Raw genomic sequence first — 22,890 nt, forward strand, 5'->3', positions numbered from 1 at the left:
GGTCAGTCTCCTCCTTCCGGTCGGGCCGGGTGTGCGGCGCGGCGCGCGACCACCGCCTGGCCCAGCGCCAGTCCACCATCGTTGGGCGGAACGGCCTTTGGCCACAGCGGGCGAAAGCCGGCGTCGCGCAGGGCCGCCACGCAGCATTGCAGCAGATGCCGATTCTGGAAGCATCCGCCGGTCAATGCCACGGTCTCGCGCCCGCCCGCCCGGGCAGCGGCCACCGCGAACCGCGCCAGGGCACCATGCAGCCGTGCGGCGATCGCCCCGGGGGTGGCACCGGCCGCATGCGCCGCCAGCAGGGCGGTGATCAGCGGGGCCCAGTCCGCCTGCCAGGGCATGGCGTTATCCAGCACCAGATCCGGGGCATCCACCGGCTCCGGTCCGGCCTCCGCCGCCTGCTGGACGAGCATCGCGGCCTGCCCCTCGAAGCCGGCACCGGTGCGCAGCCCGGTCAGGGCCGCCACCGCATCGAACAGCCGCCCGACGCTGCTGGTCCACGGCGCGTTGACGCCGCGATCCAGGGCGCGGAGCAGCGGAGGCCACTCGGCGTCGTCAAACAGCGCCCGAACGGGGCTGGCCGCCAGGGCCGCCGCATCGCCCGCGAAGTGCGCATGCAGCAGCCCCAGGAATGCACGGCGCGGCTCGCGGATCGCGGTCTCGCCGCCCGGCAGGCGGAACGGGCGCAGGTGGCCCGCACGCTGCCAGCCACCGTCGGCGTCCACGGTCAGGCACTCGCCCCCCCAGAGCGTCCCGTCCGTGCCCAGCCCCGCGCCGTCCCAGACCAGCGCCAGGGCCGGGGCCTGCACCCCGTGCTCGGCCAGGCAGGCCGCGGCATGGGCGTGGTGGTGCTGCACGGGGAAGACCGGCGCCCCGCGGTCCTCGGCGAGCGCGGTGGAGGCATAGTCCGGGTGCCGGTCGCACGCTACGCTTTCGATATGCGCGCCGCAGAGCCCGGCCAGCGCACGGGCCTCGGCGTCGAGGCGGCGCAGGGCCGGATCGCTGTCGAGGTCGCCGACATGGGCGCCGACCACGACCTCGCGGTTCAGGGCCAGTGCCGGCGCCGCCTTCAGATGGCCGCCCAGCGCCAGCGTGACCGGGCCGGGCTGCGGCAGCGGGATGCGCAGCGGCATGATTCCCCGCCCCGTGCGCAGGCACTGCGGCTGCCCGGCCGCGATCTGGAACACGCTGTCATCCAGCGGACGGGCAATCGGCCGGTCGTGGTCGAGGATGGCATCCGCGATCCCGCCCAGCCGGGCCACTGCCTCCTCGCTGTCGATGCAGAGCGGTTCGCCGCTGCGGTTGCCGGAGGTGCAGACCAGCGGAGTGCCGAGCGCGTCCAGCAGTAGCTGGTGCAGCGGCGTGGCGGCCCGCATCAGCCCGAGGCGGTCCAGGCCCGGAGCGATGCTCCCGGCCAGCCGGGCATCAACCTGGCGATCCACCAGCACGATCGGGGCCTCCGGGCTGTCTAGCAGCGCCCGCTCCGCATCGGATACCCGGGCCAGACGTTCCAGCCAGGCGCCGTCCGGCAGCAGCACCGCCAGCGGCTTTTCCGGGCGCTGCTTGCGCGCGCGCAGGTGGCCGACCGCCTCCTCGCAGGTGGCGTCCGTCAGCAGCTGGAACCCGCCCGGGCCCTTCAGGGCCAGGATCTGCCCCGCGCGCAGGGTGGCCACGGCGGCGTCCAGCGCCGCATCCCCGGTGGCCCGTTCGGTACCGTCCGGGCCGCGCAGCACGAGCCGCGGCCCGCAGTCCGGGCAGGCCATCGCCTCGGCATGGAAGCGCCGGTCGCCGGGGTTCTCGAACTCCGCCCGACAGGCCGGGCACAGCGGGAAGTCGTGAAGGGTGGTGTGGTCACGCGCCCAGGGCAGTGCCGTGACAATGCTCCAGCGCGGCCCGCAGGCCGTGCAGGCGGTAAACGGATAGCGGTAACGCCGCGCCGCCGGATCGCGGATCTCGGCCAGGCAGTCGGGGCAGGGTGCACGGTCCGGCGTCAGGGCCGGGGCGCCGCCCCGGTCCGGCCCCGAGGTGACCCGGAAGCCGTCCGCGCCGGTGGGGGTTTCGGGGGTGACGGAAATGCGATCGATGCGCGCGGCCCTCGGTGCTTCGTGCGCCAGCGCCGTACGAAACGCATCCAGGCGGGCCGCGTCCCCCTCGACCTCGATCACCACGCCCTCGGGCTCGTTGCCAACCGCCCCGGCCAGCGCCATCCGCCGCGCCAGCGCCGCGACGAATGGCCGGAAGCCCACGCCCTGCACCCGGCCGGTGACAACCAGGCGCCAGCACTCGTGCGCCGGGGTGGATGTCGCGGCCGTGTTCACGCCACGTCCAGGCTCCGCAGCAGGATCTGTTGTGCCTCGGGGTGGGTCTCGTCGTCGGAGGTCTCCACCTCCAGCTCGGCGCCCTCGGCCACCGTGCCACGGGTCCCGTCCTCGAAGTGCTCGCGGAAGTGCTCCGGCGTGATGTGCGACAGCGCGCCCAGCCAGACCCGCACCCGGGTCACCCGCTCGGCGTGGTTGTCCGCGGCCACCTGTTCGATCTTGCGCATCAGGTCGGCCATCAACGAAAACTCGTGCATTGCCCGTTCCTCGCCTCGTCTTGCATGCGTCCGGTGAATCCGGAGAACCGTCGATCAATGTACACCTGCGCCCGTGTCCCCGTATCTCCGACCCGCTATGGATGGGCGTCGCCCCGAGGCAGGATAGCTCCCTCAATCCTTGCAACGAGCAGGCAACAAGGGCAACCCGGACGCCCGGAATGGATCGGGAGCCTGCTGGTCGCTGCCGGCGTGCTGTTTTGGGTGCCGCTGTCTGCCCGCATCATTCGCCATCTCCGGCGGGATTGTTCCGGCGGCCGCTGACCGGCCAGCGGATGGAGCCTCTCCACATGTATTGTGGAAACCTTTTCCCATGTTCATGATCAGGCTGAACCAGGGTCCGTGGTCCGGTTCCGGCGTCGGCAGATCGACGTGGCATCGGGTCCCGGCGAATGGAACCCATTCAGGAAGATATCCGAAAGGAGCGCGCTCCATGAAACGAACCCTGATTGCCGCAGCCGTCTCCCTGACCCCGTTGGTGGCGATTGGCGAGCCGGTCAAGGTCGACCCCGACCGCAACGTCTACATCCCGGGGGAAGATCTGGACCACGCCACCCTGAATGTGGCGGCCACCTTCGATGACGAGAAGGTCCGCATCCACTACGAATACGCCACCGACGACCCGAGCTGGTACCACCAGTACTGGGTCTACCAGGGTGACGGCGAGTGGGAGCGCTATGGCAGCGGCTTCGGCCCCGACGAACACGGCCTCTACGAGGACCGCATCTCCATGCTGCTGGATGACGGCGGCGTCGACGGCTTCGACCGCTACGGCGGCTGGATGACTGCCCACGACGGCATGCGCGCACTGACCTCTTCGGTCGACAGCGACGAGGTCGAGGCCCACCCGAAGCTGGGCGAAGAGATGGGCCGCAACGACGTGCGCAAGTACCTGCCGCAGACCCGCACCACCGAAGACCCCACCGAGAAATCCTGGGGCGCCATCCGCGACGACGACGAGCTGGCCGCGCTGCAGGACGACGGGGTCTTCCTCGACCTGTGGCAGTGGCGCGCCCACCGCAGCCACCCCATGGGTGTCGCCGACAACGGCTACGTGCTCCACTACCGCCTCGGCTCCGAGGGGCGCGGCATGTTCACCACCAACTGGGACGACGACGCCGACCAGCCGGCCTACATGCTCGACCCCGAGACCACCGGCAAGCGCGCCCTCGACTGGGACCGGCTGGTGAACCGCGAGTATGACCAGGACGACCCCTACTTCATTTCCGAGGACAACTCGGTCGCCTTCGACCCCGACCACGACTGGCAGGAGGGGGACGTGATCCCGCAGCGCTTCCTGCGCGAACCGTCGGGCAGCCGGGGTGCCATCGCCGCCGAGGGCGGCTACGCGGACGGCGCCTGGCGGGTGCGCCTGACCCGCACGCTGGAGGCGCCGAACGCGCGGGACAGCAAGTCGCTGGAAGAGGGCGGGGTCTACAACGTCGCCTTCGCCGTGCACACCGGCCAGGTCGGCGCCCGCTGGCACCAGGTGTCGCTGCCGCAGACCCTCGGTCTCGGCGTGGATGACGCCGACATCGTGGCCACCCGGGTCGACGACGTTACCGTCGCCAACGACGACCTCGCCTGGACCGAGCTGCCGGTGATGTACCCCGGTCAGGCCACCTGGCAGTGGCTGCACAGCGACCACCCGGGCGCCGAGGAGGTCCGCTCCGGCGAGGTCAGCATCCACGACGAGCACGTCGCCGACGAGCTGCGCGGGTTCATCATCGCGGAAGAGCTGCGCATGCTCGAAGACGACGGGGCGCGCGACTGACCCGCCCGTGCCGCCGCACGCGGCTCCGGCGCGTGCGGCGGGCCCCCCGCAACCGACCTGGCAGCGTACCCATGCAGATCCACATCGACACCCCCGACCTGATGACCCGCGTGCGGCTCGAATCGCGCTGGCGCGCGGCCGGTGCCGAAGTGACCGGCAGCGGCGAGCCCGCGGCCCCCGACCTGATCGTGATCGATCTCGGTGCACGGGACGTCGCGAGTGTGTCGACCTGGCGTGAACGCTGTCCGGGTGCCGCCATCCTCGCCTTTGGCCCGCATGTGGAAGGCGGCATGCTCAAGGCCGCGCGTGAGGCCGGAGCCGACGAGGTGGTGGTGCGCGGCAAGGTCGCCGATCGCGTGGCGAAAAAGATCGCCGACGACACGGCATAGCGCGACGGGGCGGCGGGCGCGAGGTTTACGTTCCCGGCGGGCGGGCCTACGCTCGAAAGACCCGCATCCGCGTAGCGAGGTGACGTGATGGCTCCGGACGAGCAGGCAGCCCCCGACGTCGAGGATCGACTGGCACTGTTCACCGATCTCTACGAGCTCAGCATGCTGCAGGCCTATTTCGAGGAAGGTCTGCACGACTCCGCCGTGTTCACCCTGTTCGTGCGCCGGGTGCCGGAACCGCGCAATTACCTGCTGGCCTGCGGTCTGGATACCGTTCTGGAACAGCTGGAGGGGCTGCGCTTCACCCGGGCGGACCTCGACTACCTCGCCGGTCTCGACCGGTTTTCCGATCGCTTTCTGCAGTGGCTGGAGACCTTCCGCTTTACCGGCGAGGTCCGCGCCGTGCAGGAAGGGACGCCGGTCTTTGCCAACGAGCCGATCCTCGAGGTCCGCGCGCCATTGCCCGAGGCCCAGCTGGTGGAAACCCTGATCATGAATCAGATCCACCTGCAGACGGTACAGGCGACCAAGGCCGCGCGCCTGGTGACCGCGGCGCAGGGCCGCGACGTGGTGGATTTCGGCGCGCGCCGCATGCACGGGCTGGATGCCGCGGTGAAGGGGGCCCGTGCCTTCCACGTCGCCGGGGTGGCCAGCACCTCCAACGTCCTCGCCGGCAAACGCTACGGGATCCCGGTCAGCGGCACCATGGCCCACAGCTACATCCAGGCGCATGACGACGAGGCCGCCGCCTTCGCCGCCTTCGCAGGACTGTATCCGGAGACCGTGCTGCTGGTGGACACCTACGACACCCTCGCGGGGGTGCGCCAGGTGATCGATCTGGCTCGCCGGCTCGGCGACCGCTTTCGGGTCCGGGCCATCCGTCTGGACTCGGGTGATCTGGGCCAGCTGGCACGCGATGCGCGTGCGATGCTGGACGCGGCGGGCCTGGAACGGGTCGGGATCTTCGCCAGCGGCGGGCTGGATGAACACGTGATCGCCGGGTTGCTGGCCGCGGGTGCCCCCATCGATGCGTTCGGCGTCGGCACCAGCATGGGGATCTCCACCGACGTGCCGGATCTCGACATCGCCTACAAGCTGGCGGAATACGCCGGCGAGGGGCGGCTCAAGCTCTCCAGCGGCAAGCCCATTCTGCCGGGCGGCAAGCAGATCTTCCGTCGTCGGGACGGGGCGCATTTCAGCGGCGACACCATCGCGCGCGAGGACGAGTCGCTCCCCGGCGAACCGCTGCTGCAGCCGGTGATGCGCGACGGCCGGCGCCTGTCCGGGCATGTACGGGATCTCGATGCCCTGCGGGAACACGCGCGCCAGCAGTTGCAGTCCCTGCCCCCGGAAATCCGGGGGATCGAACCGGCGGCCGGGCCTTACCCGGTCTCCGTGAGTGACGCACTGCAGGCGCATCAGGCCGCGGTGACTCGTGCCATCCGGGCGCGCCACGCGGAGTGAAGCCATGAACGTTCGGAGTTCGCCATGAACCTTGATCCCGGAACCCTGCTGCAGCCCGGCGATGCCCTGCTGCTCGTGGACGTGCAGAACGACTTCTGTCCCGGCGGGGCGCTCGCCATCGACGACGGTGACGCCGTGATTCCGGTGCTCAACCGCTGGCTGAAAGCGGCCGGCGAACTCGGCCTCCCGGTGTACGCGTCGCGCGACTGGCATCCGCGGGAACATCCGAGTTTCGCGGCGCAGGGCGGCCCGTGGCCGCCGCACTGCCTGCAGGATTCCCCCGGAGCCCGGTTCCACCCCGCTCTGGCCCTGCCTCCGGATGCCATACGGGTGACCAAGGGCGTGCGTTTCGACCGGGACCAGTACTCCGCCTTCGACCAGACCGGCCTCGCGGTCGCGCTGCGCAACCGGGGCGTGGGTCGCATCTGGGTCGGCGGTCTGGCCCAGGACGTGTGTGTGGCCGCCACTGCGCTGGATGCCCGCAAGGAGGGCTTCGCCGTGCAACTGATCCCCGATGCGACCCGCCCGGTGACGGCCGAAGGCGGCCGCGAGGCCCTGCAACGCATGGCCGAAGCCGGCGTGGAGATCCCGGACCATGAGTGAGACCGAACCGCGGCAGATGCCGGTCGAGCTGATCCCGCTGGAGGCCTCGGTGCGTCTTGCGGACGAACTCGCCCGGGAGATCCGCACGAGCGGGTTCCGGCCGGACACCGTCGTGGCCATTGCCCGCGGCGGCTTCCTGCCGGCGCGTTTCCTGTGCGATTTCCTGCACGTGCACAGGCTGTTCAGCGTGAAGGTGGAGCACTACACCGCTGGCGCCCGCGAGCAGCAGCAGGCGGCCGTGACCGCGCCGCTGTCGGGCGACATCGCCGGCCGCCGGGTCCTGCTGGTGGACGACGTGAACGACAGTGGCGACACCCTGCAGGCCGCGCGTGCCCACGTCGCCGAGGGTGCGCCCGAGGCGGTGCGCATCGCCGTGCTGCACGAAAAGGACACCACCGGCTGCGCGGCCGATTTTGTCGGCCAGCGGGTGGAGCGGTGGCGCTGGATCCTCTACTCGTGGGCGGTGATCGAGGACGCCGGCCATTTCGCGCGCCAGATGGAGCCGGCCCCGGCAACGGCCGCGGAGCTGGATGCGCGCCTGCGTCGGGACTACGGGCTGGCCCTGGATGGCACCGAGCTGGAGCGGGTCATCCGTTTCAACGACCTCCCCATGGATCCCTGAACCCCGGGAAGGCACGCCGCCTGGCGCGAGAACAGCGGCGCATGCTCGCAGACGACGGGTAACATCCACCCCGGCGGCAGGCCCGTGACGCCGCAACCCCGGCGAAAAACGGGGCATCTGGAATCCGGTCATGCATTTACGTGCAGAATATGCGTCCTTCTGCGATGACCGGATCCCGTCCGGTACGTGGACCGCTCGCGAGCCCGGCCGGACATCGGGAATGTCTCGCCCCCTCGGTGGCTCGTTCCGCGACACAGTGACGTAAGGAGTCATCGATGGGTCTGGGTGTGGGACTGGTGGTGCTGGCGGCCTTCTTCTGGGGGCTGTCCGGCGGGATCGGCGGTATTCTGATGGCCGATGGCTGGGATGCGTTCGTGGTCTCGTTCTACCGTGGCGCCATCGGTCTGCTGTTCGTTGCAGCCTGGCTGGCCTGGCGTCCGGGCGGCAGCGGGCTGGGCAGCGGCAAGATGTGGTTCTGGTCCGCGGTGGCCGGGCTTGGCGTAGCCGGCAATTTCGCGTTCTACTTCGTCAGTATCTCGCACGGCAGCGTGGCGGTGGCCGCCACGCTGATGTACTGCGCCCCGGTGTTTGTCTACATCATCTCCTTCGCGCTGAGACTGGAATCCCCGACCACGCTCAAGCTGGTGGCCATTGTGATGGTGCTGGTCGGCATCGTGCTGCTGACCCAGATCTACGACGCGGGTGCCGGTGGCGTGACCCTGATCGGGGCCGGCGCCGGCCTGCTGGCGGGCCTGTCCTACGCGATCTTCATCTTCGGCTTCAAGTACGCCGGGCAGCACGGCAGCCCGCAGGCGATCCTGACGATTGCCTTCGGCGTGCTGGTCATTCTGCTGATGCTGCCGGGCGACAACACCCAGATGGTGGAGGTCCTGAGCACCTCCGACTGGCCGCTGTTCCTGGCCCTCGGCATCTTCGGTGCCGGGCTGTCGTTCGCCTTCTACATCAACGGACTGCGGACCACGGCCCCGGCCGTCGCCTCCATCGTGGCGATGATCGAACCGGTCACCGCCACGCTGTTCGGCGTCGCGATCCTGGACGAAAGCCTGGCGATCGTGCAGATCATCGGCATGGCGCTGATCCTGGTGACCGTGACCGCCCTCAGCGTCTGGTCCCGCGCCACTCCGCCGCCGGTGCCGGACCGGGGCCGCGAGGCGGAGTAGCTTCCGCGACGCTCGCACGCGGAACACTTGCGCCAGGCCCTGTTCCTGCAGCCCGCGCGTGAAGCGCGCGGCGGCCATTTGATGAGGAATCCCGGCGGTTGGGCAGCAAGCCTTCAGCCGGCCTTTGTGGTGCTCGCGGCGAGGTCGCGGCCGATTCGCCGGATGGTTTGATCCAGCACGTCGAGGACTGCGGGAGAGAGATCGGCGCCATCCTCGAGCCGGGCGGGTTCGATGCCGTGGACGATGAGGTGGTCCGGGAGCTCGCCGAGGGAGCGGGCGAGTTCGACGGCCTCGGCCAGACCGATGCCGTGGGAGGAGTAGCGGGCGCCGCGCGGCAGCGGCTCGCGCGCGTCCAGCCGGTGCAGCGTGCCGGGCGCGGCGCCTGTGACGATGGCATCGACGAGGATCACTGGCTCGTGGCCCTGCCACAGCTCCATGAGTTCGGCGGGCTCGCCGTGGCTTTTAGCGGTGGCGAGGCCCGGGGTGCCTTCGAGTGCATCGACTACCGCGTGGCCGATGCCATCGTCGCCGCGCCAGGGGTTGCCGATGCCGATGACCAGCGGCCCCTTGTCCGCGCGATCCATGCCTGCGCTCACTGGCGGTCGACGGTGAGGTCGAGGAAGTGGGTGGCGCAGGAGATGCAGGGGTCGTAGTTGCGGATGGCGACCTCGCAGTGGTGGCGCAGTTCGTCGTCCGGCAGGTCGAGGTGGGTCTGCACCAGTTCGCGCAGGTCGGCCTCGATGGTGGGCTGGTTGACCGAGGTGGGCGGGACGATCTTCGCGTCGGTGATCAGGCCTGCGTCGTCGATGCTGTAGCGGTGGTAGCAGATGCCGCGCGGGGCCTCGGTGGCGCCGAAGCCGGTGCCGGCGCGCGGGGTGACCGGCAGCGCGGGTTCGGTCGGTGCCGCCCGGTAGCCGTCGACCAGGCGCAGGGCCTCCTCGAAGGCGAGCACGATCTCGATCATGCGCACCTGGATGCTGCGGAACGGGTTGCGGCAGGCCGCGCCCAGACCGGCGCGCTCGGCCAGCTCGGCGGCGCGCGGGGTGAGGCGTTCGCGGTTCAGCGCGAAGCGCGCCAGCGGACCCATGAACACCGGTTCGCCGCTGTCGGAGCGGTGGCTGTGCAGGGCGTTGGAGTGGGCCACGTGCTCCTCGGTGAAGACGTCGTCGTAGTCGCGGATGGCGGCGTCCAGACCGCTGCCGGAGCCGAGGCGGCCGTGGGTGATCGGGTATTCGTCCGGGTGCACCAGCGACACGAACTCGTAGTCGCGTTCCAGGTTCGGGTAGTCGAGGGTGGCGAGGAACTCGGCGACCTCGCAGGACGCCTCCAGGCCCCAGGCCAGCTCCTCGCGCAGCCCGGCGACCTCGGCAGGCGTCGGCGTGCGGTAGAAGCCGCCGACCCGCAGGTTGACCGGGTGGATCTCGCGCCCGCCCAGAAGCCGCAGGATGGCGTTGCCGATCTTCTTGATGCGCAGGCCGTTGCGCACCATGTCCGGGTGGTCCTTCGCGGCGGTGACCGCGTCGGGATAGCCGAGGAAGTCCGGCAGGTGGAGCATGAACACGTGCAGGGCGTGGCTCTCGATCCATTCGCCGCAGTAGGCCAGCCGGCGCAGGTCCTGCAGCACGCCGTCCACGGTCACGCGGCAGACGTCCTCCATCGCCAGCGAAGCGCCCATCTGGTAGGCGATCGGGCAGATGCCGCAGATGCGCGCGGTGATGTCCGGGGCCTCGCGGAAGTCGCGCCCGCGCAGGAAGCCCTCGAAGAAGCGCGGCGCCTCGAAGATCGACAGCTTCACCTCCTCCACGCGGTCACCCTCGGTGCGCACGTACATCGCGCCCTCGCCCTCCACGCGCGCGAGGTAGTCGACTTCGATGGTGCGGGTCTCGCTCATGACTGCGATCCTGTTTCCCGTTCCTGGCGTTCGCTCTCCTCGCGGAAGGCGTCGGCGCCGGCATTGAAGGTGCGGTAGAAGCGCACGCGGGTGGCGCGCTCCATGCCGAGGGCCTCCAGCTGCCCGGACAGACCGGGCGCGTTGGGGGTCTCCTTGGGGCCGAAGCAGCCGTAGCAGCCGCGGTGGCAGCCGGGGCACAGCGCGCCGCAGCCGGCGTGGGTGACCGGGCCCAGGCAGGGCGTGCCGTGGGCGACCATCACGCAGACCTGTCCCGCCCGTTTGCACTCCTCGCAGACGCTGGCGCTGGAGACCTGCGGACGCCGACCGTAGAGGAAGGCACTGATGACCTCGATCAGCTGGTATTTGTCGATCGGGCAGCCGCGCAGTTCGAAGTCCACCGGCACGTGCTGGCTGATCGCATCCGAGGTGGCCAGGGTCTCGATGTATTCCGGGTGGGCGTAGACCTGGCGGGTGAATTCCTCGACGTCCGCGAAATTACGCAGGGCCTGGATGCCGCCGGTGGTGGCGCAGGCGCCGATGGTCACCAGGAACTTCGACGCGCGGCGGATCTCGCGGATCTCTTCGGCCGCCTCCGGCGTGGTGATCGAGCCCTCCACCAGCGTCAGGTCCCAGGGTCCCTCGATGCGGTTGCGGGTGGCCTCGGGGAAGTGCGCGATCTGCACCCGGTCGGTTACCGCCAGCAGCTCGTCCTCGCAGTCGAGCAGCGAGAGCTGGCAGCCGTCGCAGGAGGCGAACTTGAATACGGCGAGGGTCGGACGTTCGGTACTCATAGTTCGCGTATCCGGAAGGCCGGCTCCATCACCGGGTAGGGGAAGACCGGGCCGTCGCGGCAGACGAAATGCGCCCCGATCTGGCAGTGCCCGCAAAAGCCCACCGCGCAGCGCATGTTGCGCTCCATGGAAACAAAGATGTCTTCCGGCTTCAGCCCGCGCCGCTCCAGCGAGGAGGCGGCGAAGCGCATCATCACCTCCGGGCCGCAGACCATCGCCAGCGTGTTGCGCCGGTCGAAGCCGCCGCGGTCGATCAGCTGGGTGACCACGCCGACATCGCCGCGCCATGCGGCCGTGCCGCGGTCTACGGTGATGCGCAGATCGAGATCGTCGCGCGCGCCCCAGGCCTCCAGCTCGTCACGAAAGATCATGTCACCGGGCGAGCGCGCGCCGTAACAGACCACCACATGGCCGAAGTCGTCGCGCCGTTCCAGCGCCGCATGGATCACCGGCCGCAGCGGGGCCAGACCGATGCCGCCGGCGACCAGCACCAGATCGCGGCCCCGGGCCTGCTCCACCGGCCAGGCGGTACCGAACGGGCCGCGCAGGCCGACCACCGCGCCGGGTCCCAGGTCCTGCATCGTGCGGGTGACGCTGCCCACCGCGCGGGTGGTGTGCACGATGCCGCCATCCGCGGTGATCGCGGACACCGAGATCGGTACCTCGCCCACGCCGAACAGGTAGAGCATGTTGAACTGCCCGGGCGCCGGCGGTGGCCCCGGCTCCACGCCCGGCTCGGGATACAGCGTCCAGCTGAACACCTCGTTGCTGGCGACGTCCGGGCGCACCGAATGGATACGCCAGGGCTGCGGCGCCATCGCCTGTTCCGGCAGGGCGCTGTCGGCGCGGGGCTGCAGGGTCTCAGGTGCCATGCCCGGGCCCTCCGTGGCTGTAGATGTCCAGCGCCTGCAATCGCGCGGCCTGCAGCCGCTGCACGATCAGCGCGGAGAAGTGTTTCATCAGCATGTAGCCGAACGCCGGGTCGGCCTCCATGTGTTCGCGCAGCACGCCGGCGTCGAAGCGCAGGGTGTGCAGATCGGTCAGGGCGCGGGCGTCGTAACTGGCACGATACGGCGGCAGCAGCCACGACCAGCCGAGGATGTCGCCGGGCCCCAGGGTCTGGAAGGTCACGCAGCCTTCACGCAGCGGGCTCTCCAGCGCGACCTGGCCCTCGCGGATCAGCCAGAAGGTTTCCGCCGGCTCGTGGTCGCGCATCAGCCGCGTGCCGGCCGGGTAACCGTTCTTCGCGGCGCAGGCCGCCAGCAGGCGCCGGTGCTCCGGCTCCATGTCGGCGAAGAACGGCTGGTCTTCGAGGATCGCCAGGAGTTCGTTCATGCCCGGCCCTCCGGATCGCGGCGCACCGCGGTGACCTCCTCGGTGATGTCGATCCCCACCGGACACCAGGTGATGCAGCGTCCGCAGCCGACACAGCCGGAGGTGCCGAACTGGTCGTGCCAGGTGGCCAGCTTGTGGGTGATCCACTGGCGGTAGCGTGCGGCCACCGAGTCGCGGTGGGCACCGCCGACCAGATGCGAGTGTTCCTGGTTGAAGCAGGAGTCCCAGCGCCGCACGCGCTCGGTGCGCTGGCCTTCCAGATCCGGGACCTCTTCGACCTGCGAGCAGAAGCAGGTGGGGCAGACCAGCGTGCAGTTGGAGCAGGACAGGCAGCGCTCGGCGGTCTCCTCCCAGTGCGGGTGCTCGAAGGCCCGGTTCAGCACCTCGCGGGCGTCGGCGGGCATCTGTCGCCCCATCTTTTCCGGGGCCTCGGCCCATACGCGTTCGGCGGCGGCCTGCTCGGCGTCCGTGGCCGGGCGCGGCTTCAGCCGGTCCAGCATCGCGCGCCCGGCGTCGCTCCCGGCCTCGGCGACCAGGAAGTGCTGCGTGGCATCGATCACCTCGGTCAGGGCCAGGTCGAAGCCCCCGCGGGCGCGCGGTCCGGTATCCATCGAGGCACAGAAGCAGGTGCCGCCGGGCTCGGCGCAGTGGGCCGCCACCATGAACACGTCCCGGCGCCGCGCCGCATAGCCGCGGTCCTGCACCGCCTGGCCCAGGAACACCCGGTCCTGCACGCCGATCGCCGCCAGCTCGCAGGAACGCATGCCAATGAACGCGCGCGGCGGGGCGTCGGATTCACCCGGTTCGGTGGTGAAGCTGCCGTCCGCCTGGCGGGTCAGCCGGAACAGGGTCTCCTGCGGGGGAAACAGGTATTTCTTCCAGGAGTGCGGCCCGACCACGTAGCCGAACAGGGCCGCGTCGTCACGCTCGCGCAGGCGGTAGTGGCCGGGGGCGTGTTCGTCGGTCCAGCCCGCCGGCAGGTCGTCGAGACCGTGCACCCGGTCGTAGACGATCGCGCCGTCGCGCCGTGTCGGACCCACCACCTCGTAGCCATCAGAGGCCAGCAGGCGGATCAGCGTATCCACGGCCTGGGGTGTGATCACTTCCACGGGGTGCTCCCGTTCCCGATGGGATGGTTTCCATATTGCGCCAGAATCCCCTGCGGGGCCAACCCCCGGCAGCCCCGACGCGCATCCGGGGCCCCGGTCGTGCGAAGCTGTAGGTCATCAGCCAGGGCCCGACCCGGGCCAGCCACCGGAGGAAATGGATGAAGGTCGCGGTATTCAGTGCCCAGCAACACGATCAGGAGCATCTGGTGCCGATGCTGCGCGAGGCCGGCATGGAGCCGGTACTGGACGAGCGCCGCCTGACCCCGGAGACGGTGGGCGACGCGGCCGGTGCGGATGCGGTCTGCGCCTTCACCAACGACGACCTGTGTGCGGCCACTCTGGACGGGCTGCAACGCCATGGCATCCACGTGGTGACCCTGCGCTGCTCGGGCCACAACAACCTGGATGACGAACACGCGCGCCGCATCGGCATGCGCGTGGCCCGGGTCCCGGCGTATTCGCCCCATGCCATCGCCGAGCACGCGGTCGCGCTGCTGATGACCCTGAACCGACACACCCACTTCGCCTGGAAGCGTACCCGGCGGGGCGATTTCCGGCTGAACAACCTGGTTGGCTTCGACGTGGCGCAACGCAACGTGGGGGTCGTCGGCACCGGCAAGATCGGCGTGGCCTTCGCCCGCATCATGCTCGGCTTCGGGGCACGGGTACGCGCGATGGATCCGTACCCGAATCCGGAACTGCAGGCCGCCGGGGTCACCTACACCGAGCTGGACGAACTGCTGGCGGCCTCCGACGTGGTCTGCCTGATGTGCCCTCTGACACGCGACAACCGCCACATGATCAACGCCGACACGCTGGCACGCATGCCGCGCGGGGCCATCCTGATCAACACCGCCCGCGGGGCGCTGGTGGACACCGACGCGGTGGAGGCCGCGCTGGATTCCGGCCAGCTCGGGGCGGCGGGCCTGGATGTCTACGAAGACGAAGGCCCGGTGTTCTTCCGCGACTGGACCGGCACCCCGGGCGGTGTGCCCGATGCCCGCCTGGTACGTCTGACCCGTCGCGACAACGTGCTGGTGACCGGTCACCAGGCATTTCTGACCCACGAGGGGCTGACCGGCATCGCCGAGACCACCGTGCACAACCTGCAGGTGCTGGCGCGCGACCCGGAGGGCAACGAGGAACTGCCCGGCCGCCTGGCGTGACGGTTCTGGTCGGCGACAGGGGGTTATCGGGTCGGGTCACCCTGGGGGGATGCGGGCGGGTCCTCCTTCCAGGCAGCGAGCTTGCGTAGCAGCGTCTTGTAGTCGATCCCGAGGATTCGCGCAGCCCGGGCCTTGTTGTTGCCGGTGTCCTGCAGGACGGCTTCGATGTAGCGTCGCTCAACCGCGGCCAGGGTGGCACCGCCGGCCCCGGGAGCGGACAGGTCCTCTTCGGCACTGGCGCGCCAGCCTCCGCCGCCGACGGCGTCGGGAAAGACATCCAGGGGCAGGCTGGACACGCCGTCCGGACAGAGGATCACGGCCTGCTCGATGAAGTTCTCCAGCTCCCGCACGTTGCCCGGCCACGCGTAGCCCAGCAGCGCGCTGATCGCCTCCGGCTCCAGCCGCCGGACCAGCGACCGCCCGTGCGTGCGGGCATAGTGCCGGACGAAGGATTCGGCGAGTTCCGGGATGTCTTCCTTGCGGTCACGCAGCGGAGGCAGCTCGACGCTCAGGACGTTGATCCGGTGGAACAGGTCTCGCCGGAACGTGCCTTCTTCGACTGCCTGTTCCAGCGGCTGGTTGGTGGCGGTCACCAGACGGAAATCCAGCGGCCGGTCTTCGGTGGATCCGAGCGCGCGCACGCTGCGGTTCTGCAGGGTGCGCAGCAGCTTGGCCTGCAGGCCGAGCGGCATGGCGTTGATCTCGTCCAGGAACAGGACGCCTCCGGAGGCCTCGACCAGCAGCCCCGGATGGTCGTGGTCGGCCCCGGTAAACGCTCCGCGGCGATACCCGAACAGCTCCGCCTCGGCGAGCTCCGCGGGGATCGCAGCGACATTGATCGCGACAAAGGGCCCCTGCCCGGCGTGCAGGGCCTGCGCCACCAGTTCCTTGCCGGTCCCGCTCTCGCCTTCGATCACGACGCTGGCCCGGGTGTCACGAACCTTGAGGATCCATTCGCGCAGACGCTGCATGATCGGGCTGGACCCACGCAGGGCGTTCAGACAGGGATCGCAGGACTGGGCGGACCGGGTGGCGCGATCGGCGCGCAGTCGCAGGTCGTGGGTCCGCTGGACCTTGGCCAGCATCAGCTCGATGTTCTCGGGGCGGAAAGGCTTGGGCAGAAAATCGAAGGCGCCCATGCGCACCGCCTCGACTGCATTCTCGAGGCTCGCGTAGGCGCTGATCACCACCACCGGGAGGTCCGGGTCGCGCTGCTTGACGGTCTGAATGACGTCGAAACCGTCGCGTCCCGGCATCATCAGGTCGGTCAGGACCAGGTCCGGCTGCACCTCGTCCAGCGAAGATTCGAGGGCGGACGCGTCGGTGGTCTGCGTCACCTCGTAGCTCCCGCAGGCCTTGATGGCCCAGCTCAGCATGCGTGCTACATCCGGCTCGTCCTCGAGTACCAGGACGCGAACCGGTCTTTCCGCGTCTTCGGGGCCGCCGACCGGCAGCTGGATCGGTCGTTCCGTAGCGGGTTGCAATGCGCGGTTTTCGGACATCGGGGGTCCCGGTTCGGGTTGGACGCACGGCCGGCGGGCGGTGTAAAACGATCATGCGTGTTCACGAGAGTGTATGCATGAACCGTCGCATGTTCATCCGCAATGCCGTGGCCACGGCGGCGCTGGGGTCGCTGCTGGGGCACGGGGCCGCGCGGGCGCTGAATGGCGGGTCCGCGGACTGGCAGGCAGACGTGGCGCAGGGCGGCTGCAACTGTGCCGGGTCGGAGGGCGCGGCCCGTCCGGTCGACCACCGGACCGACCAGAAACTGGTCTATCAAGGCACGCACCTGCTGACCTACGGCGCCTTCCGTGATCTGGCCGCGAGTTACGAGGAGGACACCGGCCGGCCTTTCGTGGTCTATGGCGGCGGATGCGATGACGGTATCGGTGCGGTGCAGCAGCGCACCGCGCATCTGGGCGGGCTCTGCTGCCCGCCCGAGGAGACCCGGGCGCGGGACTTCCACCAGATGCCGGTGGCCCGCGACATCAAAGTCGTGGTGACCCATCCCGAGGTAGGCGTCGACGGCCTGTCGATGGACGAGTTGCAGGCGGTGATGGCGGGCCGCATCCGTCGCTGGTCGGACGTGGGCGGGCCGGATCGGCCGATCGCGGTGCTCTACCGGGATCACTGTCCGGACTACCGCGAGCCGGTCCGCGATGTCCTGTTCGACAATGCGCAGGACTGGTCGCCCCGAGGCATGAGCATCGACACCGATGAGCGTCTGACCGATTCGCTGGCGCGGTTCGAGTCCTCGATCGGTGTGGTGAGCTGGGTGTTCGCCGCCGAACGGGTCAAACGGGGGGAACTGCGTACCCTGGAGATTGACGGCGTGCAGCCAACCGCGGAGGCGGTCCGGTCGGGCGAGTACCCCCTTCACGGTCCTCTCCTGCTGGTCACCGACCGGTGGCAGGAAGCGGTGATGCGGCCGTTTTTCGATTATCTCTACAGCCCCGCCGGGCAGGCGGTCATCGCGCGGCGGCTGGTCCCCGTTTCCGCAGAAGAGGCCGGATATCGGCATCCGCGCACGATCTGACGGGTCGAGGAATCGGGGCCACGTGCGGGGCCACGCGGCTCCGCGCGCCACCCCGGACGGGCGGATTCGACCGTACCCGGACAACGAGCGATACCATGGCTGAACCGATTGCCTCCGGCGGCCGATCCCTGCTGATCCGTGTAATCCTCGGTGTGGTCGCGGTCACCGTGATCATCCACAGCGCCCTGTTTCTGGGGATCGATCAGGTGGTCAGCCGGCAGTTCGACGACCTGCACCACGAACGCATGGACCGACTGGCCGAGCAGGTGGATGAACGCATCCGCGAGGAGCTCCGGCGCCAGTCCCGTCTGACCGAACTCCTGGTCCGCGATGCCGACCTGATCAACAGTACCTATTACCACCTCTACCTCGAGGGCGAGCAGCATCATCCCGAGGCGGCCGTGCGTCGCCAGGCCGAGGCGTTCGAGCTGGAGCAGGTGTCCCTGTGGGCCGCCAGCGACGAACGCAAGGTGGCTTCCAGCCGCTCGTCGGGGGATACCATGGCCTTCAACCCGGCGGGCGACGGACGGGAGGCCTTCGTGACCTTCGAGGACGGGGGCTTCTGGCTGGTGGCCCGTCAGGCGATCGAGCACAACAACGTGGACATCGCCTGGCTGGTCACGGCCACCCCGCTGGATGAACTGGTGGCGTCGTTGCGCGACACGCATTCTGCCCGTATCGAACGTGCCGACGGCGAGCAGGCCGGCGCCGGGGTCCGGCGCATTCCTCTCACCGACGACTCCGATCCCTCGCGGGCCGCGCTGGATGTGATGGCGCCGGATACGGTGGCGCGGGCGCTGGATGACGTGAAGGCCCTGCTGACGATCACCCTGGCGGTTGCGGCCCTGTTGCTGGCCATCGCGCTGGTTGTGGTGCTGCGCATCCAGCTGCGCCCGGTGGATACAGTGGTGGAGCACCTGGGGCATATCGCGCGTGGTGAATTCGGCTACCAGGCGCCGCAGCCTTCCGGGGCCGGCGAGCTCTCCCGCCTGGTTCAGGCCTTCAACGACATGTCCCGCGACCTGGCGCGGCTGCGTGACGTGGAGCGCCGGTTGCAGCACGAGGAGCAGCTCTCCGCGATCGGACGCGTGGCGGCGCGGGTGGCGCATGACATCAACAATCCGCTGACCGTGATCAGCAGCGTGGCCGCCAACCTGCAGCGGGACGCCACCCTGGCCGATCAGCAGCGCGAGATGGTGAACATGATCGACCATCACTGCCAACGCTGTTCCCGGACCGTGCAGGAACTCCTGGAGTACGGTCGGCCGGTGACCCCGCGGATCCAGCGGGTTGATCTGCATGCCCTGCTCGCCGGCGTGGTGAGCCGGCAGTCCCGGCGCTGGCAGATCCCGATCCGGCTCGAGCCCGCGACGGGCGAGGATCTCCCCGAACCGGAGCTCGACCCGATTCTGGTCGAGCAGATGCTGGACAATCTGATCGACAACGCCGCCCAGGCGGCCCCGGAGGGTTCGGTGGAGGTGCGGCTCGGTGTGGTGGGCGGGGATTGCCACATCGAGATCCTCGACGACGGACCGGGATTTGCCGCAAGTGAACTGGGGCAGGTCTTCGAGCCGTTCTTCACGACCAGGCGGGACGGGACCGGGCTGGGCCTGGCCAGCGTGCTTCGGGTGGTACGGGCGCACGACGGCGATATCGAGCTGGGGCAGGGCCCCGGTGGCCGGGTGCGGATCCGGCTGCCCCTGCGCCAGGCGAGGGGGATAGCGGAGGAGCCTGACGGTACCGGCTGACCGGCTTGCGGTGGGAGTGGCCTGCTCCGGACAATGAAAAAGGGCGCCGAAACCGGGGTTTCGACGCCCTGACCCTGGTAAGCGTGACCGGTGTCCGGCAGCTTACCGCGGCAGTTCCTCGAAGACGTTGGTCCAGACGTTCAGGACCTGTCCACCGCCCTCGCGGCCGCCGGTCTCGATCTCGTCGACCACTTCGTAGCTTTCCATGTCGACCTTGTGCAGATTGCCGTCGCCGGCGTTGGAGACGTAGCCGTAGCGGCCGTCCTCGGTGAAGGCCACATGGCCCATGCGCCCTTCACCGATGGTCAGGTCGGCCACCGGCTTCATCTTCTCCAGATCGATGATGGTGATCACGTTGTTGCCGTAGTTGGTCACCACCACGTGCTGGCCATCCGGACTGTTGTAGGAATGCCCGACCCCGTTGCTGGCGGTGGTGATCCGGTCCACGAGTTCCTTGCTCTCGGCGTCGAAGAACGCCACCTCGCGGCCGCGGGCATCCCCGCCCGGTCCACGGTTCAGGACCATGAACATGCTGCCATCCTGGGTGAAGTTGCCGTGATGGGCCTCTTCGACCTCCTCACCGGTCAGCGGCATGGTGAGCCGGTCGATTTCCGGGAAGCCATCCCGGGTCATGTCCAGGACCACCACGCCGGGGCCTTTGTGGTCATCCCCTTCGTGTACCAGCCAGAGTTCGTCACCATTCGGGCTCGGTACGGCGTAATGGGGTGAGGTGGGCGAATCGACCTTCTCGGTGCTCCAGTCCTGCGTATCGACCACGACCATCCGGTTGTCCACCCGGTCCATGGTGAAGAAGTAGCGGCTGTCGTCGGTCCAGGCGTTATGCATCGAGGTCACTCCATCCGGCTCGCCGCGGACGTCGATGTCGAGCTTTTGGGTGATCTCGTTGCTCGCGGTGTCGATGAAGGTGACCCGCAGCTTGCCGTCGCTGAGGGCCCAGTGGTCGACGCCCACCATTTCCCCGTCGGGGCTCACCAGGCCGTGTTTGGGCCGGTTCCCCGTGGCGATCCGGTCGGTCACCTCGTAGTTTTCGAGGTCGATCGCCACCACGTCCGTTTCGCCTTCACCGGCGCAGCTGACATACACCTGGCTGGCGTCCGGCGTGGTGCTGCCCAGGGTGCCCCCGGCGCAGGTGTTCAGGCTGGCCACGAGTTCGTCGCTTCGGGTATCCACGATGTTGGCTTCGCCCTCGGCGTGCAGGTGGATGACCTCGTCCGGCCACACCGGGTCGGCGCTGGCACTGGCGAGGGGGACCATGGCGAGTGCCGCGGCTCCGGCGAGCATGCCGGTCACCGCTTGATTGATCGGATTCTTGCGCATTGTGTTGGACCTCCGTCCTGCTTTTTTCTCGGGTGGTTGAAGCGCGGAGCTTCATCCAGTCGGGATGCAAGGATCGCACCAACGTAAAAACAGATACTTGAAGGTGAATGTGGGGCATTTTGCCCTGTTGTGCCCGACACCACAGGGGCAAAATGCCCCACTTGGGGCTCGTTTCTTGTCCTTGTCTCCGGTTCACGTCCGTACTTGAAAACGCCGGCCGGAATCGCCATAAGGGCAGATGTATCCGGCCTTTCAGTGGCTCCGCCAGCGAATGGCAGACAACCGGCAAGGGAGTAATCGGCGACCCATGACTACCACTGCGACCTCGGGCGTTCGGGTTATCGAGAACACCTGGATCACCCTGAGCGACGGCTGCCGTCTGGCCGCCCGCATCTGGCTGCCGGAGGACGCCGAGCACAACCCGGTGCCGGCGATCCTCGAGTACATCCCCTACCGCAAGAACGACCACAAGGCCCTGCGTGATGCGGAGGTGCACGGGTTCTTCGCCGCGCATGGATACGCCGGGGTGCGCGTGGATCTGCGCGGCAGCGGCGACTCGGAGGGCGTGCTGCGCGACGAATACCTGCAGCAGGAACTCGAGGACGGCCTCGAGGTGATCCGCTGGATCGCGCAGCAACCCTGGTGTTCCGGCAGGGTCGGGCTGTTCGGGCTGTCCTGGGGCGGTTTCAACGGGCTGCAGCTGGCGGCCCTGCAGCCGCCGGAGCTGGGGGCGGTGATCTCGGTATGTTCGTCGGATGACCGCTATGCCGACGACGTGCACTACATGGGCGGCTGCCTGCTGACCGACAACCTCTCATGGGCCTCGACCATGTTCGGTTTCAACTCCTGCCCGCCGGACCCGCGGGTGGTCGGGGAGGATCGCTGGCGCGAGATGTGGCTCGAGCGGCTGGAGGGGTCCGGCCTGTGGATCCGCAACTGGCTGGAGCACCAGCGCCGCGACGACTACTGGCGCCATGCCTCGGTGTGCGAGGACTACAGCGCGATCCAGGTCCCGGTGATGGCGGTCAGCGGCTGGGCCGACGGCTACTCCAATACGGTGTTCCGCCTGCTCGAGCACCTGCAGGTGCCGCGCGCCGGGCTGGTGGGGCCCTGGGGCCACAAGTATCCGCACATGGGCGGGCCCGGGCCGACCATCGACTTCCTCGGTGAATGCGTGCGCTGGTGGGACCATTGGCTCAAGGGCATCGACCGCGGCGTGGACGCCGATCCGATGGCACGGCTGTGGCTGCACGACGCGCGCAGCCCGCTGGTCCCGGAGATCACCGGTGAGTGGATCGCCGAGCAGTGCTGGCCCAGCCCCAACATCCACTACCACGAATTCGGTCTGGCCCGGGGGCGCCTGGTCGCCGGCGGCGAACGCACCGACGAAGCGGAAACCCTGACCATCCGCAGTCCGCTGAGCGTGGGACTGTTCGCCGGCAAGTGGTGTTCCTACGCCGAGACCACCGACCTGCCTTCGGATCAGCGCCTGGAAGATGGCGGCGCACTGGTGTTCGAGACCGATCCGCTGGACGAAGACTTCGACCTGCTGGGCGATACCGAACTCGAACTGGAGATCGAGGCCGATCGTCCGGTGGCGCAGGTCGCCGCGCGCCTGTCCGATGTGGACCCCGAGGACCGGGCCACCCGCGTCACCTTCGGCATCCGCAATCTGACGCATCGCGACGGGCACGAGGAGCCGCAGCCGCTGGAGCCCGGGCGGCGCTACCGTGTCCGCTTCCGGCTGAACGAGGTGGCCCAGCGGTTTCGCCGCGGTCATCGGATTCGCCTGTCAATCTCCAGTTCCTACTGGCCGCTGGCGTGGCCGGCACCGGAACCCGCACGTCTGACCCTGCATCTGGAAGGTTGCTGCCTGCATCTGCCGGAACGCCGGGTTGGCGCCGACACCCCCGTCCCGAGGGATCTTGGCGAGCCGCGGCATGCCCCCACCCCGGGGCATACCCTGCTGGCCCCGGCCCACCGGGAATGGAAGACCGAGCATAACCTGGCGACCAATGAGGTCGCCCTGAACGTGATCAACAACGACCCCGTGCTGCAGCTGCATGACAATGACCTGACCTTTGGCCGGGAGGTGCACGAACGCTACAGCTACCGCAGCGAGTCCTACGACACCGTGCGGGGCGAGGTGGTGCAGACCCGGCATTTCCGCCGCGGCGACTGGTCGGCGCGCACGGTCACCCGCACGGTGCTGACCTCCACCCGCGACACCTTTCAGATCCGGGCCACCCTGGATGCCTACGACGGCGACGTGCGGATCTACGCGCACAGCTGGGACGAAAGCATCCCGCGCGACCACGTCTGAACCTGAAACCTGCTGAACCGGGACACC

At 69.2% G+C, this 22,890-nt stretch carries 20 protein-coding genes; 10 read left to right on the forward strand and 10 right to left on the reverse strand.

Annotation, left to right across the window (positions count from 1 at the left end):
- Nucleotides 1-2: 2 nt before the first annotated feature.
- Both hypF and D571_RS0109695 read right to left on the reverse strand, forming a co-directional pair.
- Nucleotides 3-2,318, reverse strand: coding sequence for a carbamoyltransferase HypF (hypF, locus tag D571_RS0109690; protein WP_018936489.1), 2,316 nt, complete (start codon nt 2,316-2,318; stop codon nt 3-5).
- A complete protein-coding gene (locus D571_RS0109695; protein WP_018936490.1) occupies nt 2,315-2,575 on the reverse strand; it encodes a hydrogenase maturation nickel metallochaperone HypA in 261 nt (86 codons plus the stop codon). The genes hypF and D571_RS0109695 overlap by 4 nt, the downstream gene beginning before the upstream one ends.
- Nucleotides 2,576-3,026: 451 nt before the next feature.
- Here D571_RS0109695 and D571_RS0109700 point away from each other — a divergent pair, with 451 nt between their 5' ends.
- From D571_RS0109700 to D571_RS0109725, 6 genes are all read left to right on the forward strand, one after another.
- Nucleotides 3,027-4,367, forward strand: coding sequence for an ethylbenzene dehydrogenase-related protein (locus tag D571_RS0109700; protein WP_018936491.1), 1,341 nt, complete (start codon nt 3,027-3,029; stop codon nt 4,365-4,367).
- Between the two features lie 71 nt (nt 4,368-4,438).
- Nucleotides 4,439-4,756, forward strand: a complete 318-nt coding sequence (locus tag D571_RS0109705; protein WP_018936492.1) for a hypothetical protein — start codon at nt 4,439-4,441, stop codon at nt 4,754-4,756.
- 87 nt (nt 4,757-4,843) lie between these two features.
- A complete protein-coding gene (locus D571_RS0109710) occupies nt 4,844-6,220 on the forward strand; it encodes a nicotinate phosphoribosyltransferase (RefSeq protein WP_018936493.1) in 1,377 nt (458 codons plus the stop codon).
- 24 nt (nt 6,221-6,244) lie between these two features.
- Nucleotides 6,245-6,823, forward strand: coding sequence for a nicotinamidase (locus D571_RS0109715; protein WP_018936494.1), 579 nt, complete (start codon nt 6,245-6,247; stop codon nt 6,821-6,823).
- Nucleotides 6,816-7,445, forward strand: a complete 630-nt coding sequence (locus D571_RS0109720) for a phosphoribosyltransferase (RefSeq protein ID WP_018936495.1) — start codon at nt 6,816-6,818, stop codon at nt 7,443-7,445. Before D571_RS0109715 ends, D571_RS0109720 begins: the two co-directional genes overlap by 8 nt.
- A 275-nt stretch (nt 7,446-7,720) precedes the next feature.
- Entirely contained in the window at nt 7,721-8,626 is a 906-nt protein-coding gene (locus tag D571_RS0109725; protein WP_018936496.1) for a DMT family transporter, read from the forward strand.
- A gap of 113 nt (nt 8,627-8,739) precedes the next feature.
- On the opposite strand, the gene D571_RS0109730 is transcribed toward D571_RS0109725, so the two are convergent.
- Genes D571_RS0109730 through D571_RS0109755 form a run of 6 tightly spaced genes read right to left on the reverse strand, consistent with a single transcriptional unit; the run spans nt 8,740 to nt 13,752 of the window.
- Nucleotides 8,740-9,210, reverse strand: coding sequence for a hydrogenase maturation protease (locus tag D571_RS0109730; protein ID WP_018936497.1), 471 nt, complete (start codon nt 9,208-9,210; stop codon nt 8,740-8,742).
- 8 nt (nt 9,211-9,218) lie between these two features.
- Nucleotides 9,219-10,517, reverse strand: a complete 1,299-nt coding sequence (locus D571_RS0109735; protein WP_018936498.1) for a Ni/Fe hydrogenase subunit alpha — start codon at nt 10,515-10,517, stop codon at nt 9,219-9,221.
- Complete coding sequence (locus tag D571_RS0109740) at nt 10,514-11,308, reverse strand: oxidoreductase (protein WP_018936499.1); 795 nt, start codon at nt 11,306-11,308, stop codon at nt 10,514-10,516. The genes D571_RS0109735 and D571_RS0109740 overlap by 4 nt, the downstream gene beginning before the upstream one ends.
- Complete coding sequence (locus D571_RS0109745) at nt 11,305-12,180, reverse strand: FAD/NAD(P)-binding protein (RefSeq protein ID WP_018936500.1); 876 nt, start codon at nt 12,178-12,180, stop codon at nt 11,305-11,307. Before D571_RS0109745 ends, D571_RS0109740 begins: the two co-directional genes overlap by 4 nt.
- The gene (locus D571_RS0109750; protein ID WP_018936501.1) at nt 12,170-12,643 is read right to left on the reverse strand and encodes a cyclic nucleotide-binding domain-containing protein; all 474 of its coding nucleotides are present in this window, start codon (nt 12,641-12,643) and stop codon (nt 12,170-12,172) included. The genes D571_RS0109745 and D571_RS0109750 overlap by 11 nt, the downstream gene beginning before the upstream one ends.
- Nucleotides 12,640-13,752 carry a sulfite reductase subunit A gene (locus tag D571_RS0109755; RefSeq protein WP_018936502.1) on the reverse strand — a complete coding sequence of 371 codons (1,113 nt, stop codon included), beginning with the start codon at nt 13,750-13,752 and terminating at the stop codon, nt 12,640-12,642. Before D571_RS0109755 ends, D571_RS0109750 begins: the two co-directional genes overlap by 4 nt.
- 158 nt (nt 13,753-13,910) lie before the next feature.
- On the opposite strand from D571_RS0109755, the gene D571_RS0109760 reads away from it, so the two are divergent.
- Entirely contained in the window at nt 13,911-14,918 is a 1,008-nt protein-coding gene (locus D571_RS0109760) for a 2-hydroxyacid dehydrogenase (protein WP_018936503.1), read from the forward strand.
- Nucleotides 14,919-14,941: 23 nt separating this feature from the next.
- On the opposite strand, the gene D571_RS0109765 is transcribed toward D571_RS0109760, so the two are convergent.
- A complete protein-coding gene (locus tag D571_RS0109765) occupies nt 14,942-16,420 on the reverse strand; it encodes a sigma-54 dependent transcriptional regulator (RefSeq protein WP_083916892.1) in 1,479 nt (492 codons plus the stop codon).
- A 77-nt stretch (nt 16,421-16,497) separates the two neighbouring features.
- On the opposite strand from D571_RS0109765, the gene D571_RS0109770 reads away from it, so the two are divergent.
- Both D571_RS0109770 and D571_RS0109775 read left to right on the forward strand, forming a co-directional pair.
- Nucleotides 16,498-17,454 carry a substrate-binding domain-containing protein gene (locus D571_RS0109770; RefSeq protein WP_018936505.1) on the forward strand — a complete coding sequence of 319 codons (957 nt, stop codon included), beginning with the start codon at nt 16,498-16,500 and terminating at the stop codon, nt 17,452-17,454.
- A 95-nt stretch (nt 17,455-17,549) separates the two neighbouring features.
- The gene (locus tag D571_RS0109775) at nt 17,550-19,202 is read left to right on the forward strand and encodes a sensor histidine kinase (protein ID WP_018936506.1); all 1,653 of its coding nucleotides are present in this window, start codon (nt 17,550-17,552) and stop codon (nt 19,200-19,202) included.
- Between the two features lie 102 nt (nt 19,203-19,304).
- Here the strand turns inward: D571_RS0109775 and D571_RS0109780 are convergent, their stop codons facing one another.
- Nucleotides 19,305-20,540, reverse strand: a complete 1,236-nt coding sequence (locus D571_RS0109780) for a YncE family protein (RefSeq protein WP_018936507.1) — start codon at nt 20,538-20,540, stop codon at nt 19,305-19,307.
- A 307-nt stretch (nt 20,541-20,847) separates the two neighbouring features.
- Between D571_RS0109780 and D571_RS0109785 the strand changes: the two genes are divergently transcribed.
- Complete coding sequence (locus D571_RS0109785; protein ID WP_018936508.1) at nt 20,848-22,863, forward strand: CocE/NonD family hydrolase; 2,016 nt, start codon at nt 20,848-20,850, stop codon at nt 22,861-22,863.
- Nucleotides 22,864-22,890 lie beyond the last annotated feature (27 nt).

This window comes from Thioalkalivibrio sp. ALJ24, from assembly GCF_000377785.1.
Classification (GTDB): Bacteria; Pseudomonadota; Gammaproteobacteria; order Ectothiorhodospirales; family Ectothiorhodospiraceae; genus Thioalkalivibrio.